This window comes from Microcoleus sp. D2_18a_B4, assembly GCF_036702475.1.
Taxonomy (GTDB): Bacteria; Cyanobacteriota; Cyanobacteriia; order Cyanobacteriales; family Microcoleaceae; genus Microcoleus.
The window spans coordinates 56,400-70,611 of the sequence record NZ_JAUBTL010000019.1 but is presented as its reverse complement, the minus strand read 5'-3'; the positions used below and the strand labels follow the sequence as shown (position 1 = coordinate 70,611).

Annotated in this window: 13 protein-coding genes; 6 read left to right on the top strand and 7 right to left on the bottom strand. The window is 45.8% G+C overall.

Translation table 11 applies throughout. The annotated features are described in order from the left end of the window. Positions 1 to 489 precede the first annotated feature (489 nt). The 6 genes from urtA (at position 490) to urtE (ending at position 7,127) form a co-directional block, all read left to right on the top strand. A complete protein-coding gene (gene urtA, locus QUB04_RS13655) occupies positions 490 to 1,815 on the top strand; it encodes an urea ABC transporter substrate-binding protein (protein WP_333284974.1) in 1,326 nt (441 codons plus the stop codon). Positions 1,816 to 2,186: 371 nt separating this feature from the next. Then, positions 2,187 to 3,341: an ABC transporter permease subunit gene (locus tag QUB04_RS13650; RefSeq protein ID WP_333284972.1), complete on the top strand. Its 1,155-nt coding sequence runs from the start codon at positions 2,187 to 2,189 to the stop codon at positions 3,339 to 3,341. Between the two features lie 27 nt (positions 3,342 to 3,368). Then, positions 3,369 to 4,511 carry an urea ABC transporter permease subunit UrtC gene (gene urtC, locus QUB04_RS13645; RefSeq protein ID WP_333284970.1) on the top strand — a complete coding sequence of 381 codons (1,143 nt, stop codon included), beginning with the start codon at positions 3,369 to 3,371 and terminating at the stop codon, positions 4,509 to 4,511. A gap of 190 nt (positions 4,512 to 4,701) precedes the next feature. Next, complete coding sequence (locus tag QUB04_RS13640) at positions 4,702 to 5,424, top strand: TIGR00266 family protein (protein WP_333145656.1); 723 nt, start codon at positions 4,702 to 4,704, stop codon at positions 5,422 to 5,424. Between the two features lie 185 nt (positions 5,425 to 5,609). Then, positions 5,610 to 6,356: an urea ABC transporter ATP-binding protein UrtD gene (gene urtD, locus QUB04_RS13635; protein WP_333101927.1), complete on the top strand. Its 747-nt coding sequence runs from the start codon at positions 5,610 to 5,612 to the stop codon at positions 6,354 to 6,356. Positions 6,357 to 6,428: 72 nt separating this feature from the next. Then, positions 6,429 to 7,127: an urea ABC transporter ATP-binding subunit UrtE gene (gene urtE / locus QUB04_RS13630; RefSeq protein ID WP_333145659.1), complete on the top strand. Its 699-nt coding sequence runs from the start codon at positions 6,429 to 6,431 to the stop codon at positions 7,125 to 7,127. Between the two features lie 93 nt (positions 7,128 to 7,220). Here the strand turns inward: urtE and QUB04_RS13625 are convergent, their stop codons facing one another. The 7 genes from QUB04_RS13625 to QUB04_RS13595 form a co-directional block, all read right to left on the bottom strand. Further along, positions 7,221 to 7,577, bottom strand: a complete 357-nt coding sequence (locus QUB04_RS13625; RefSeq protein WP_333145661.1) for a type II toxin-antitoxin system mRNA interferase toxin, RelE/StbE family — start codon at positions 7,575 to 7,577, stop codon at positions 7,221 to 7,223. Continuing rightward, positions 7,570 to 7,824 carry a hypothetical protein gene (locus QUB04_RS13620; RefSeq protein ID WP_333284967.1) on the bottom strand — a complete coding sequence of 85 codons (255 nt, stop codon included), beginning with the start codon at positions 7,822 to 7,824 and terminating at the stop codon, positions 7,570 to 7,572. The genes QUB04_RS13625 and QUB04_RS13620 overlap by 8 nt, the downstream gene beginning before the upstream one ends. Before the next feature lie 16 nt (positions 7,825 to 7,840). Next, positions 7,841 to 8,599: a pentapeptide repeat-containing protein gene (locus QUB04_RS13615; RefSeq protein WP_333284965.1), complete on the bottom strand. Its 759-nt coding sequence runs from the start codon at positions 8,597 to 8,599 to the stop codon at positions 7,841 to 7,843. Between the two features lie 66 nt (positions 8,600 to 8,665). Further along, on the bottom strand, positions 8,666 to 9,142 hold the full coding sequence (locus QUB04_RS13610) for a chemotaxis protein CheW (protein WP_333284963.1): 477 nt from the start codon (positions 9,140 to 9,142) through the stop codon (positions 8,666 to 8,668). A gap of 319 nt (positions 9,143 to 9,461) precedes the next feature. Continuing rightward, positions 9,462 to 12,299 carry a hybrid sensor histidine kinase/response regulator gene (locus QUB04_RS13605; RefSeq protein WP_333284962.1) on the bottom strand — a complete coding sequence of 946 codons (2,838 nt, stop codon included), beginning with the start codon at positions 12,297 to 12,299 and terminating at the stop codon, positions 9,462 to 9,464. A gap of 61 nt (positions 12,300 to 12,360) precedes the next feature. Beyond that, positions 12,361 to 12,690 (bottom strand): hypothetical protein, encoded by a 330-nt coding sequence (locus tag QUB04_RS13600; protein WP_333148424.1) that lies wholly within the window; start codon positions 12,688 to 12,690, stop codon positions 12,361 to 12,363. A 79-nt stretch (positions 12,691 to 12,769) separates the two neighbouring features. Continuing rightward, entirely contained in the window at positions 12,770 to 14,038 is a 1,269-nt protein-coding gene (locus QUB04_RS13595; RefSeq protein ID WP_333284960.1) for a transposase, read from the bottom strand. Positions 14,039 to 14,212: the final 174 nt, after the last annotated feature.

Genomic DNA, 14,212 nt, shown 5'->3' with positions numbered 1-14,212 from the left:
CCTAACTGGTAGCATCTCACATTTGTAAAAACACTTCTTCTGGCTCCTTCCTTCTTCCTTCTTCCTCTTTTCTCCTCGCTCCTGACTCCTGACTCCTAACTCCAATTGCTAGCTGGGCTGCTTTCATTAAGATGCTCCCCTGCCTAACTGGTAGCATCAATAAGATAATTTCTGTAAAGAAACCGGGTTTCTAATGTCACACTAATTGCTGAAAAGACGTATTTTGGTGTCTAAACCCGGTTTCCCAAAAAAATCCGCTAAGCCCGCGATCCCAACCCTGATGTCATCAGTCAATCTAAAATCTAACAAGGTATCAGCCCGGTTTCTGCCGCAGTTGCCCTCAATCCCCACAAAACATTCATTTTGTCAAAAACAATAAGTTTTGTAGCTAAAAATACAACAGTCTGCTGGCGCGAGTCTTAATATCAAGTCACTATGTGTTATTATTCTCAATCATCAGACTCATCTGTTCAAGAGTAACAAGAAAAAATGACAAAGCGATTCGATCGGCGGAAATTTCTTTTATACGGTTCTGCTACCCTAACATCAAGTTTATTTCTAAAAGCTTGTAGAACTCCAACTCCAACAGCAACTCCCGCCGCTTCTCCTTCTCCAACTTCAACAGGAACACCAGCAGCAGCAGGTGGCGGAAACACGATCAAAGTAGGAATTTTGCATTCCTTGAGCGGCACGATGTCAATCAGCGAAAAAAGCGTTGTCGATGCCGAACAATTAGCGATAGAAGAAATTAATAAAGCTGGTGGCGTCCTCGGAAAACAAATCGAAGCAGTAGTAGAAGATGGCAACTCAGACTGGCCGACTTTTGCCGAAAAAGCCAAAAAATTGATCGACCAAGATAAAGTTGTCACCGTCTTCGGATGCTGGACTTCCGCCAGTCGCAAAGCAGTATTGCCGGTATTTGAAGAAAAAAATCATATGCTCTGGTATCCCGTACAATACGAGGGTCAAGAGTGTTCCAAGAACATCTTTTATACCGGCGCGGCACCAAACCAACAAATCGAACCAGCAGTTGACTGGCTGCTAGAAAATAAAGGCAAAAAATTCTTCTTAGTCGGGTCTGACTACGTTTTCCCCCGCACGGCAAATACCATTATCAAGGCACAGCTAGCAGCCAAAGGCGGCGAATTAGTTGGGGAAGATTACATTCCTTTGGGCGGGACAGAAGTCACGCCAATTATTACTAAAATTAAGGCCGCTTTGCCAGACGGAGGCGTCATTTTCAATTCCCTCAACGGCGACAGCAACGTAGCATTTTTCAAACAGTTGCAGGGTGCAGGTTTGGGCCCGGACAAATATCCGTCAATGTCGGTCAGTATTGCGGAAGAAGAAGTAAAGGCGATCGGCGTAGAATATCTTAAAGGTCATTACGCCGCCTGGAATTACTTCATGACTGTGGAATCTCCGGCTAATACAAAATTTGTGGAAGCTTTCAAGGCAAAATACGGCAAAGATAGAGTGACCAATGACCCGATGGAAGCAGCTTACATCATGGTTTACCTGTGGAAGCAAGCTGTCGAAAAAGCAGGGACAGCCGACGATTTGGAAAAAGTGCGGGCAGCCGCTTTGGGTCAAACCTTTGAGGCGCCGGGGGGCACAGTAACGATGGATGTTAACCATCACCTTTCTAAATTTGTGCGGTTGGGCGAAGTTAGAGACGACGGTTTATTTAACATCGCTTTTGCTACACCACAAGCAGTGAAGCCGGTGCCTTGGAATCAATTTGTCGCTGAAACAAAAGGCTTTGCTTGCGATTGGTCAGACCCCGCAAAAGGTGGCAAATTCAAAGCTTCATAAGTAGCTAATACCAATTTGGTTAACGTTGGTAACGTATCTTTTATCCCCCTAGGGTGTGTCTTTAAACCCGGAGATCCCCCCAGCCCCCCTTAATAAGGGGGGAGTAAGAGCATTCAAAGTCAATCTCTACTTCCTTAATAAGGGAAAACAGGAGTCTCCTGGCGTCACCCCCTACTCCCCTTAAGAAGGGGGAACTGGACTCTTCAAAGTCAACCCCTACTCCCCTTCTTAAGGGGGATTTAGGGGGATCTAGACTCGGCTACAAGCGAAATATACAGAGGGTTTTAGTTCTAAGTTGACACCAATAGGGTAAAACCAGCCCCTAATTATCCACAAACGAAGTTAACCGACTTGATGCAGGAGTAACAAAATTGGCGATATTAGATGGTTTATTTAACGGCATTAGCATCGGCGCTGTTTTACTAATTGCAGCCCTAGGATTAGCGATTATTTTCGGGCTTATGGGCGTGATTAATATGGCTCATGGCGAGTTGATGATGCTAGGGGCTTATACAACTTTCGTCGTGCAAAATGTCTTCAAAGGTATCGGAGGATTTGCTTTTGAAACCTATATTTTATTTGCGATTCCCCTAGCTTTTTTAGTAGCTGCATTGGTAGGATTAATTCTCGAACGCGGAGTGATTCGCTATCTTTACGGGCGGCCGCTAGAAACTCTGCTGGCAACTTGGGGCGTAAGTTTAATTTTGCAGCAGTTTGTCCGCAGCGTAAGTTGGGTTCTGGTAATTGGGATTGCGGTGTTTTGTTTGCTGTTTTTTGGCGGTTTGCGGGTGCTGAAATCTCGCCTTGATTTCGATCGCATTCGCAGCAAAGTTATCGCCCTAATTTTGCCTTTATCTTTGGGTATTTCCTGGGCAGTGAGCGCCTTTTTAGGGCAAACTTACAAACTGGCAGTAACTCAACCTTGGTTTGGCGCTCAAAATGTGGACGTGACTGCACCGAAATGGTTGCGGGGCGGGATACCGCTGGGCAATTTTCAGTTGCCCTACGCGCGAATTTTTATTATTGTCCTCACCGGAATTTGTTTGGCGGGAATTTACCTATTTTTGCAAAAGTCTGTGTGGGGATTGCGGATTAGATCCGTGACACAAAATCGCAGCATGAGTGCGTGTTTGGGAATTCCTACCGAACAAGTAGACGCGCTGACTTTTGCTTTGGGTTCGGGGCTGGCAGGTGTTGCTGGCTGCGCGATTAGTTTGATTGGTTCGGTAGGGTCAAATACCGGACAAAATTATATAGTCGATACGTTTATGGTGGTGGTTGTGGGCGGTGTCGGCAAGATTGTGGGGAGTGTAGTTGCTGCGATCGCGATCGGCACTGCAAATTACCTGATCGGTTCGGGAACATTAGCATTAATGTTCGCTCCTGTCAAGCCTTTAGCCGACTTCTTCACATTTTTCGCCACAACCAGCATGGCAAAAGTAATGGTATTCGCCTTAATTATGGCTTTTCTGCAAGTGAAGCCGGGAGGGATTTTCCCGCAAAAAGGGCGGACGGTAGAAAATTAAAAATTACAACTGCGAGTGTAGCGAAAAATGCAGAAAACACATCAGAAACCCTGGCTAAAAGAAGCGGCAATTGTCAGCGCGATCGCCCTCACATTCATCTTACTCCTCCCAGGAATACTCCCCGACGTTCGGCTCAATCAATTGGGGCGGTTTTTAGCACTAGCAATTGCAGCCCTCGGCATAGACTTGATTTGGGGATACACCGGTTTACTTAGTTTAGGGCATGGGGTGTTTTTTGCGATCGGCGGCTACGCTTTCGCCATGCACCTAAAACTGCAAATTCCCCCAACCGCCAGCAGTCAATTGCCAGAATTTATGAACCTCTACGGCGTTACCGAACTCCCCTGGTTTTGGCAACCATTTTATTCATTTCCTTTTTCAGCATTAGCAGTAGTTCTCATCCCCGCCATCTTGGGCGCACTTTTAGGTTATTTAGTATTCCGCAATCGAATTCGAGGCGTTTACTTTTCAATTCTTACCCAAGCAGCAACCATTGTATTTTTCAACTTCTTTAACGGTCAGCAAAAACTGATTAACGGAACCAACGGACTTACAGACTTTAAAACCTTGTTCGGAGCCACAGTAAATGACCGAGATACTCAATATATTTTCTACATTCTCACCATACTATTTCTAGCAGCAACTTACGCCCTCTGCCGATGGCTGACCAGCGGGCGTTTCGGCCGCCTGCTAGTAGCAATTCGCGACGACGAAGTGCGCCTGCGTTTCTCTGGTTACAATCCCACAGGATATAAAGTTTTAGTCTTTGCAATTTCCGCCGGTTTAGCCGGGATTGCAGGCGCATTATTTACCGTACAAACCGGAATCATTTCGCCAAAAGCAATGGATATTGCCTTTTCAATTGAAATGGTAATCTGGGTCGCAGTGGGAGGTCGCGCCACATTATCTGGAGCAATATTGGGAGCGCTGCTAGTCAACTTTGGTAAAAGTTTCTTGAGCGAACAATTCCCCGAAGTTTGGCTGTTTTTCCAAGGTGCGCTATTCCTCATAGTAGTCACAGTGCTGCCCGACGGCTTAGTCGGATGGCTGCAACATCAAGGTTTCGGTCAAATCCGCAGGTTGTTCAGAAGACCTAAGTACGCATCTACTTACCCCAGCCTGGAACAAGACCCCCAAGTGCAGCTCGAAAAAGAAGAACTTGAACATTGAGTAAAAAAATATCGTGTAATTTAGAAGGAGGCTGACATAAATAAATGTCACCTACAACAGACAAACAAAGCAATCGCCATAGACTTGGCAAAGGCTGCGTTTATCTCTGTCTGAGGAAACGCAATATATATGTCCACCTACTTAGATATCCGTAGCAAGTAGCTTCGTTCTTTAACTTGAGGGGCAACATATGGCAGATATTATTGACTACAAAATCTACGGCGACGATTTGCAACTTATCGAGATTGAACTCGACCCCAAAGAAGGTGTTAGGGCTGAAGCTGGAACCATGACATACATGGAAGGCGACATCCAAATGCAAACATCCACAGGCGGCGGCTTATTTCAAGGTTTCAAACGAATGCTGACAGGAGCTGGTTTTTTCATTACCACCTTTGTCAACGCCGGAAATCGTAAAGCCCGCGTAGCTTTTGCCGCCCCCTATCCGGGTAAAGTAATTCCCCTTGATTTAGGCCAACTTGGCGGTAAATTTTTGTGTCAAAAAGACTCATTTCTCTGTGCGGCCAACGGCATTGACATTGAGGTAGCATTCACCAAGCGGCTCGGTGCCGGTTTCTTTGGCGGAGAAGGTTTTATTCTGCAAAAATTGCAGGGTGACGGGCTAGCTTTTGTTCATGCGGGAGGAACAATAGTTGAGAAAAATTTGGGAGTTGGCGAAGTGTTGCGAGCGGACACTGGTTGTTTGGTAGCTTTTGCGCCGACTGTAGATTACGATATTCAGTTTGTGGGCGGGTTTAAAAATGCTCTATTTGGCGGCGAAGGCTTGTTTTTGGTCAAGCTAACCGGGCCTGGAAAAGTGTATTTGCAAAGTCTGCCGCTCTCGAAGTTAGCTGAGCGAATTATGGCTGCTTCTCCACCTCCAGTGTCGAGCAGTTCGAGCAGTTTTACTTGAGAGTCAAATAACTATTTATGTGCTTGTGTAGGGTGCGTCAGCCCGCAGATTTCCTGGCTTACCCAGAGACTGTTAACTGACGCACCTTCTAAGAGAAAATCAGCGCTGTCAGGTGCGTCAGCCAACAGATTTTCCGGCTTACCCAGAGACTGTTAACTGACGCACCCTACCCGGAGAAATCACCTATGAATGGAAAAGTATTAGAAATCGAAAACTTGACTGTGAGTTTTGATGGTTTTAAAGCCATCAACGGTTTAAATTTTAGTATGGATGCGGGGGAACTGCGAGTTATTATTGGCCCCAATGGTGCGGGAAAAACAACTTTTCTCGATTCAATTACCGGGAAGGTGCAGCCGACAGAGGGCAGGGTGTTATTTAAGGGACAAAATTTACGCAAGTTGTCGGAAGATAGGATTTCGCGCTTGGGAATTGGTCGCAAGTTTCAGACGCCGCGAGTTTACTTGAATTTAACGCCACGCGAAAATTTGGAATTGTCTTGCAGCCGCCATAAAAATGTTTTTTCGACTTTGTTCAAGCCTGCTTCTGCTGCTGAAAAACGCACGGTGGCGGGTTTGTTAGAAACAATTGGTTTAGTTGCTAAAGCTGATATTTCGGCGGGTTTGCTTTCTCACGGGGAAAAGCAATGGTTGGAAATTGGAATGTTGGTGGCTCAATCTCCTGATTTGTTGTTGGTAGATGAACCTGTGGCGGGTTTGACGGATGAGGAAACGATGTTAACTGGAGAGTTGCTAATTTCGCTGGCGGAAAGTCATTCGGTGTTGGTAATTGAACACGATATGGAGTTTGTGCGGCAAATTGCGCGGCAGGTGACGGTGTTGCATCAGGGTGCGGTTTTGTGTGAGGGGACTATGGATGAGGTGCAAAATGACGATCGGGTAATTGAGGTATATTTGGGAAAACCTGAAGAATAGTTATTAGTCAACAGTCAACAGTGAACAGTGAACAGTCAAAAGTCAACAGTCAACAGTCAACAGTCAACAATTATGCTACAAGTCTCTAATTTGAATGTTTACTACGGCGAAAGTCACATTTTGCGCGATGTCGATTTAAGCGTAAATGCTGGGCAAATGGTTTGCTTGATCGGCCGCAATGGTGTGGGCAAAACTACTATGCTAAAAACGATTATGGGGTTGCTGCAACCGCGCAGTGGCACTATTGCTTTTGGCGGAGAATCTATTGCTTCTAAGTTGACTTACCAGCGGGCTAGATTAGGCATTGGTTATGTGCCTCAAGGGCGTGAAATTATTCCACGTTTGACGGTAAAAGAAAATCTTTTGTTAGGTTTGGAAGCGAAACCAACCAAAACCAAAAATCCTGAAGTTCCTGATGAAATTTTTGAGTTATTTCCGGTTTTGAAAACTATGCTCGATCGCCTGGGAGGTGATTTGAGCGGGGGACAGCAGCAGCAGTTAGCTATTGCTAGGGCTTTGATGGGTGAGCCGCAGTTGCTGGTTTTGGATGAGCCTACGGAGGGGATTCAACCATCTATTATTTTAGATATTGAAGCTGCTGTGCGCCGTGTGGTTGCGACTAGGGGAATTTCTGTTTTGTTGGTGGAGCAACATTTGCATTTTGTGCGGCAAGCTGACTGGTATTATGCTATGCAAAAAGGCGGGATTGTGGCTTCTGGAAGCACTAGCGAGTTAAGTGATGAGGTGATTCAGAGGTTTTTGGCTGTTTGAATAGAATTGAAGGAAGGCACGACACGGATTTTGACGATGACAGCGAGCGCCTCAAAGAGCAAGAAGGGCAAGCGTTTAGATTTGAAAAATGGCTTATTCGTCTGGGTTCGCTTGGTATTCTGCGATCGCAGTTTGGATTTCCTCGGCGGAGACATTTGCTTGTTCTGATTTCGAGTAAATCAGGTGTAAAACAACTTGAGTCGGTGATTCAACTTGATAAATCAAGCGATAACCGCCGCTCTTACCAACTTGGGAATCACTGTTTTTAGCCCGGACTTTGTAAACGGTGTATTGAGTCCCTGTAATCTGGTTTCCTATGAAGTTTCCTTGGATAAGCTCATCAAGGACTGGCTGAATATCGGTTTGAATTTGGCGATACTTTTTAGCGAGTCCTTTGAGGCGACGTTTGAAAAGTACCGTGAACGTGACTTGGACTGACATATCAGACATTGATACCGTCCCAGAGTTCCGATATGGGAAAGGTTTGTCCCGCTTTGGCTTGGTGGAGGGAGGCTTTCAGATCGGCGAGGATTTGCTCGTTGGAGTCGGTATCTGAGTCAAAATCTGAGTCGAAGTCTGGGGCGATCGCGGATTGTTTCCGACTGGTCAAAAATTCCAGAAATGCCAGCGTTTGCTCTAAAAGTGGCTCAGGAGTCCGTTCGATCGCTTCGAGAAGGCGTTGTTTAATCGGCGACATAAGACTACCTCTATTATTAATTATTTTTTCTGCCGTCTGGCATTGTGGTGCCGGCCATGCTTGCTCGATCGATACTAGCGCCATCTATATTAGCATTGCGGAGGTTGGCCTCGGAAAGATTGGCATCTCTCAAGTCCGAAAATCGCAAGTCTGCACCGTCTAGATTTGTCTTTGTCAAGTTAGCTTTTCTAAGGTTAGCGTTGCTGATTCTCGCTCCTACTAATTCGGCTCCGCTTAAGTTTGTGCGAGCTAGATTGGTGTTGACAAAATCTGATATCTCGAAGCGACTACCGCTGAGGTTGGCATCTGATAAATCTGCTCCTGTAAGGATGGGATTTTTTAAGTTAAGGTTAACTAATTTTACTGCTCGGAGGTCGCAGCGGGAGCAGCTTTGAGTTAGCAGCAGCGTTTCGACGTTGGCGTTGATTTGGTCGATTTGTTGCTGGGAGAAATTTTCGGCAAATTCTGGGGAGACGTAGCCGAGGTTTTTGGGGTCGGCTGGTTTTGGTTGGGGTGTTTGTATTGGGGGTGTTTGGATTTGTTGGGGTGTTTGGATGGGTTGGGGTGTTTGTGGTTGGGGTGTTGGGATTGGTTGGGGTGTTGGGATTGTTTGGGGTGTTGGGATGGGTTGGGGTGTTGGGATTGTTTGGGGTGTTGGGATGGGTTGGGGTGTTTCTATTTGCCCGATCGCACTTAGTTGCAGCCCCACCTTCGGCAAATCGAGAGTTGCTGCAAAAATTAGTAGGGCGATCGACATTATTGTGAGTTTTTTCATAAATCTCTAACTTTTTGTTTGCCAAAATATCATTTATATGGTATGATACCTCGAAAAGTGAACCCCCTACATTTCGCTAAATAAATCAAAATTTAGATAAAAAACTTCGGAACCATCAGGTGCGCGAATTAACTTTTCTATTACCGGAGGCAGTTGCTGTTGACGGTACAATTCGGGAATCTCGCAGAAGCTTTCTTCGGTAATTTCCAAAATTTTTGGCATATCAGGAAGGGGAATCCCCAACCGATCGCTTTTATTTAAGGTACAAATAATCAGGTATTTGCAGTCAGCCATGCTCGGACTGCTGGGAAATATTGTGGATAAATTAATTATGGTAATCAGTTCTTCTTGATGCCGCAGTAAACTATTACCGTTAGGTAAAATGCCGTAGGCATTAAAGTTTTTAACAATGCGCTCCACTCGTTCAATAGCAACAGCATAATAAATTTTTCCTATTTCAAAGGAAACAAATTTTTTAGGGGCAATTCTAACAGTGGCTTGTTTCTGGCTCCGAAATCGGCGATTGTAATTGGCGTGAGTCATTCGATTTTAGATTTTAGATTTTAGATTTTAGATTGAGGATTATTGGATTTTAGATTGAAGATTATTGATTTTATCTCAACTCCCTTGGCATCTGAATTATTCATCTCTCTCTTCCCTTTCTCTGTATCCTCTGCGTCCTCTGCGGTTTAATCATTCCGATACAACCGGAATTGATATTAGGTTTTAGATTGAAAAATATTGGATTTTAGTAGGTGAGTCGGCTGCGTAGCTTCCCACTATAATTAGCGTACTCAATTACCTTTGAGCTAAGTTTTGTTTGAGATTAGGGATTATTTGAGTGGAGATTTGAGATTTTGGCTTAAATTATTGAGTGGTGGATTAATTTGGGGATAGCTTGTAAAAGTTGGGCTTCGCTGTAAGGTTTGGTGAAGTATTGATTTGCGCCTAATTCCATTGCCATTTGCCGATGTTTTGCCCCGCTACGGGATGTCAGCATGGCTACGGGAATCTTAGCAAACCGTTCGGTCGATCTGATCGATCGCAACAATTCAAATCCATCCATCCGGGGCATTTCAATATCCACGATCGCCAAACTGCAATCAAGACCATTTTGCAACTTTTCCAGGGCATCCACGCCGTCTTTAGCCTGTACCACCCGGTAGCGAGCACGAGTCAGCGTCAGAGACAGCAACTGGCGAATTGTATAGGAATCATCCACTACCAAAATCTGCGGTGACCGACTCACACTCGCCGGTATCTCCTGCACTTTACCGGAGATAGCGGCGATCGAACTATTTACCACAGGTTGCCGCACCAAATCGTCCACATCCAGAATATTCACCACGCGCCCGTCCCCCAAAATCGTAGTCCCCAAAACGCCGCGAGGCTTGGATAGAGGCGGTGGCAAAGGTTTAACCACAATTTCCTGCTGACCGATCAGCCGTTCCACGGCCACCGCCAGCATTCCTTCGGTAGAAGCCAAAACCAGGACAGGAATTTCGTCTTGGGTCAAAGGGTCAGGAGAGGGGGCATCCGGCCCGACGACGCTGTATTCGAGCAAATCTTGCATTCTCACCAAACGAATAAATTCCTCCCGCCACCACAGCATCGGCTGATTGCCGGCAATGTGAACTTCCGAGGCTTTAATGTGCAGAATTTCCTCGACTGCATCAAGCGGCACTGCTATTTTATTGTGATCGGTCTTCACCATCAAAGCATCAGTAATCGACAACAGCAGTGGCAGTTTAATGATAAAACTCGTACCTTTTCCCAGGCGAGAGTCTATTTTCACAGTCCCCCGCACAGTCCGCAAATTTGTTCGCACCACGTCGAGTCCGACTCCCCGCCCCGAAAGGTCGCTGACCCCTTCTGTAGTGCTGAAACCCGGCCAGAACAGAAAATCGTAGAGTTCGGCAATGGAAAATTCTTGAGCTTGTTCCTCCGTAGCCAAACCCTTTGTGACAATTTTACGGCGAATCATTTCCGGGTCAATGCCTTTGCCATCATCGGCGACAGTAATAATAGTTTGGCCGCCTTGGTGGCGGGCTTCTATTTCTATTTGACCGCTGGCCGGCTTGCCGCTTGCTTTCCGAACTTCGGGCATTTCGATGCCGTGGTCGAAAGCGTTTCTCACTAAGTGTATTAAGGGGTCGCGCAAAGCATCGAGCAAACTTTCGTCAATTTTGGTATCTCTTCCCACTAGCAGCAAGTTGACATCCTTATCGTATGTGAGACACATCTCCCGGAGCGCTCTGGGCAAGTGATCCACGGCGCGACTGAAACTCACGACTCGCAACTGCATGACGCGGCTGCGTAGTTGTTCGGTAATGCGGCGCAGTTGGTCGGTACTGCGCTCGAATTTCATGGCTAAGGTGTCTAATTTGGTGGCGGATTGAGAAATTGCTTGGGCAGTTTCGATGACTTCTGCGGCTGTCGAGTGGAACTCTGTATAACGATCCATCTCTAAGATATCGAAGTGAGCATGAACCGGAGAGGATTTGCCGTTAGCAATCATGGGGAATTCTGTTTCAGCAGCAGCAAGTTTTCCCAATCCAGAGTTCCCGTTTCCCCCTCTCCACTCTGCAAAGCTCAGTCTGTCGTATTCTTCTCGCAACTGGCCGCCGAATTGGTTCAAATCTACGATGTTGCGGCGGATGCGCTTGACTTCGCCGCGCAGTTCGGATTCTTGAAGTTCTAAATTTGTACGGTTGATGACTAATTCCCCGACTAGATTCACCAATTCAGTTAAGCGTTCTAAGTCTACCCGGATTGTCGGCCTTTGCGGGTTGGGGACTGGGAGAGTGGGGGAGGGGGAGATTTCGGGGGGAGTGGGAGAGGGGGAGATTTCGGGGGGAGTGGGAGAGGGGGAGAGTGGGAGAGGGGGAGAGGGGGAGTGGGGGGGAGTGGGAGAGATTTCGGGGATGTCGATCGCCCTTCCTTCCAATATTTGTTGGCGTGCGGTTTGCAAGTTTTGGGCGATCGCCCAACCGTCGGATTGCAACCGTTGTACAGTCAAGTCTGGAGAGTCAATCAAATCTCGGAGGGCTGCGGCGACTTTCCCAAAATCAGGCAACTGCAGCATTCCAGCCAAACCGGAGAGTTGGTAGTAAACCTGGTTGAGGGTGGTGACGCTTGTTGCCAAATCTGCTTCGGAAGCTTGGGAAAGCTCGGTTTCGAGGCGATTGAAGAGTGCCGGCACTTGCTGTTCAAAAATCAGTTTCAGGGTTTCGGGGGCGGGCCCTTGGCTGGCTGCGAGGACTGGCTGCTGTTCTGACTTGCCGTACTTGGCCTGGAACTGGGCGAAAATTTGGGCGATCGCCTCCAAGTTTTCCGTTTGATCCGGAGTTGTAATATCGGAGTGTTGAACTGATTCGATCGTAATCTTTTTGAGAGCATCCACCCCCTGCAGCAAAACACTCACAGTAGTCGGTTCCAGGGCCGCCAAGTCTGTGCGATCGCGCAAAATGACAAAACAGTCCTCCAGCGTGTGAGCCGCCGCCGATACGTTTTGAAAGCCCAACATCGAACCCGCACCTTTAATCGAGTGAGCCGCCCGAAACATTTCTTTAACTGCCGCTTGTCGCTCTTTCAAACCCGCAGCTTCCATCGCCAGCAGATTTGTTTCCATTGACTGGAGAAACTCTTCGCATTCTGCGGTAAAAGCATCTATTAATTCGTTTAAATCGTCATCATTCATATGAGCGGCCAAGATAAGCAGCCAGTAGTTTTGAACTCTTACCGATAACCTCGGTTCTTTGCTAATCGTTTGAACTCAAGGAATTTTCTAAGGAATTTTCTTTCGTTATTTCCGATCGCAAGCCAAGTTGTTGCCGCACTGCTTGCAATGATTTTCCTCTTTTTGCCTTCGGGCGATCGCTTGGAGGTGGCACATCGTCAGCCGAAATAACAGGTTTTTTTAGAGCAGCAAGGAGTTGGTTTAATTCTTCTTGAAGTTCTTCCACTGATTCTCCAAAAGGTGCGGTTTCTTTTTCAGAGCAGGCTGCGATCGCACCCTTATCGTCATAATACACCGTGCGAATTGTGTACCCGCCATCCTCAAAAAATACTCGATAATCCCAGTTCATCATAGTTCTTCCTCTGCTCCTTGAAATATGTATCTATTCCCCTGCTTGCCAGCGATGCGCTCTATAGCTGGTAAAAGTATAGTCATTTATAGACATGGGAGGCTTCAAGTCCCTCCCCTTTCACTTTTACTTTGAGCGGATTAACCCGCCTTGGCTGAACTACGCAGCTCCCTATCCCATCGCTGAAAGCATTTGGGATTGCTTTTCTGAGGATATTGTACGCTGCATTCACATCGGAATTAATTAACCGACCAGCCGATGTTTTGTACAAACCTCTTTTAATCCGCTTGCCAGTGAACACAGGCTCTTTATCAGTTTTTCCGTAAACAGGAATTGGGTCTAAACACAGAAAGTTGGCCCGTGAACTATAGGATTCTTCCTGCACAATTACCTTGATTCCCACCAGCCGAGCTTTGTATTCTAACATCTCAATTAATCTAGAGTGAGGAATACTGACAAAATTTTGGTTGGTTTGTTTACCTAGATTGATATCGGTTTTCCACTGTGCATTTTTGCCGATTACCAGCGTTCCAATTTGGTTCACTACCAAATGGTCAACAATCACACGACTAGCATGATGCAAATAATTATCAACTTTCTGGTTGCGACAGCGAGTTAATCGCTGAATCCTGGGTGAAGTTTTGCGATTCCCTTTCAATTGGGATTGTAATCGGGATTTGCGTTTGTTGTAGAACTGGTTAATCGATTTTAATGGTCGCCCGTTAATCAACAAAGGGATAAATCCCGGTTGATTTGAAGTTAACGCCACTAAATTATCCAGTCCTAAATCAATACTAGCTACAGAGTTGGCATTGCTGAGGGTGGACTCCGGTTCATCATAAATCACCTCAATTACATAGGAATCACATTTCGGAACCAGTCTAACTTGACAAATCTGGTTGGGATTGAGTTGGGTTTTAATTAAAAGTTCTGTACCCGAAAGTTTAATGATTCCTTTATTCAACTGTTTGCTACTAATTGCTTGAATCGTGTAGACGAGAAGGTTTCGCCCTTTAGTCTTATCTTTGTACTTTGGCAATTTTGGGCTACCCGTGAATTTTGAAGAGTCAGCTTTGTAAGCTTTAACGGCTTCAAAAAACGATTTCCAATTCTTGTCTAAAACCATTAAGATTTGCTGACTTACTTTAGCAGGCAAAGCCTTGTAGGCTTCATGAGATTTCATCAATCGGTTCATTTCGTTGTAATTGACATAGCCCCATCCATAAATAAAGTTCTGACGAATGACGTAATTGGCGGCATTGTAGAGGTTTTTGGATTTAAAGGCTAGTTCGTCAATTTGGGCGAAACGATGTTCCGTGGATTTAATGATGTGCCTCTCTGTTAATTGCATTTGAGATTTCCTTTCTTCAGGCTGTGCGTCTTCCTTATTCAACACTCACAACATAATACCATTATTGTTTATAATTGATTATAAACTCAATGAAGTTTTACAATACCGTCAACAATTACATTCTGTTCGTGTTTCTTAAACCACTGCAAATCCTCAATCGCTTGGTCTGTAAAC

Coding starts and splice junctions, on each gene's coding strand:
- QUB04_RS13615 (WP_333284965.1), bottom strand. CDS start 8,599: ATGAAAAAACTCACAATAATGTCGATCGCCCTACTAATTTTTGCAGCA.
- QUB04_RS13620 (WP_333284967.1), bottom strand. CDS start 7,824: ATGTCGCCGATTAAACAACGCCTTCTCGAAGCGATCGAACGGACTCCT.
- QUB04_RS13640 (WP_333145656.1), top strand. CDS start 4,702: ATGGCAGATATTATTGACTACAAAATCTACGGCGACGATTTGCAACTT.
- urtE (WP_333145659.1), top strand. CDS start 6,429: ATGCTACAAGTCTCTAATTTGAATGTTTACTACGGCGAAAGTCACATT.
- QUB04_RS13595 (WP_333284960.1), bottom strand. CDS start 14,038: ATGCAATTAACAGAGAGGCACATCATTAAATCCACGGAACATCGTTTC.
- QUB04_RS13600 (WP_333148424.1), bottom strand. CDS start 12,690: ATGATGAACTGGGATTATCGAGTATTTTTTGAGGATGGCGGGTACACA.
- urtA (WP_333284974.1), top strand. CDS start 490: ATGACAAAGCGATTCGATCGGCGGAAATTTCTTTTATACGGTTCTGCT.
- QUB04_RS13625 (WP_333145661.1), bottom strand. CDS start 7,577: ATGTCTGATATGTCAGTCCAAGTCACGTTCACGGTACTTTTCAAACGT.
- urtD (WP_333101927.1), top strand. CDS start 5,610: ATGAATGGAAAAGTATTAGAAATCGAAAACTTGACTGTGAGTTTTGAT.
- QUB04_RS13610 (WP_333284963.1), bottom strand. CDS start 9,142: ATGACTCACGCCAATTACAATCGCCGATTTCGGAGCCAGAAACAAGCC.
- QUB04_RS13605 (WP_333284962.1), bottom strand. CDS start 12,299: ATGAATGATGACGATTTAAACGAATTAATAGATGCTTTTACCGCAGAA.
- urtC (WP_333284970.1), top strand. CDS start 3,369: ATGCAGAAAACACATCAGAAACCCTGGCTAAAAGAAGCGGCAATTGTC.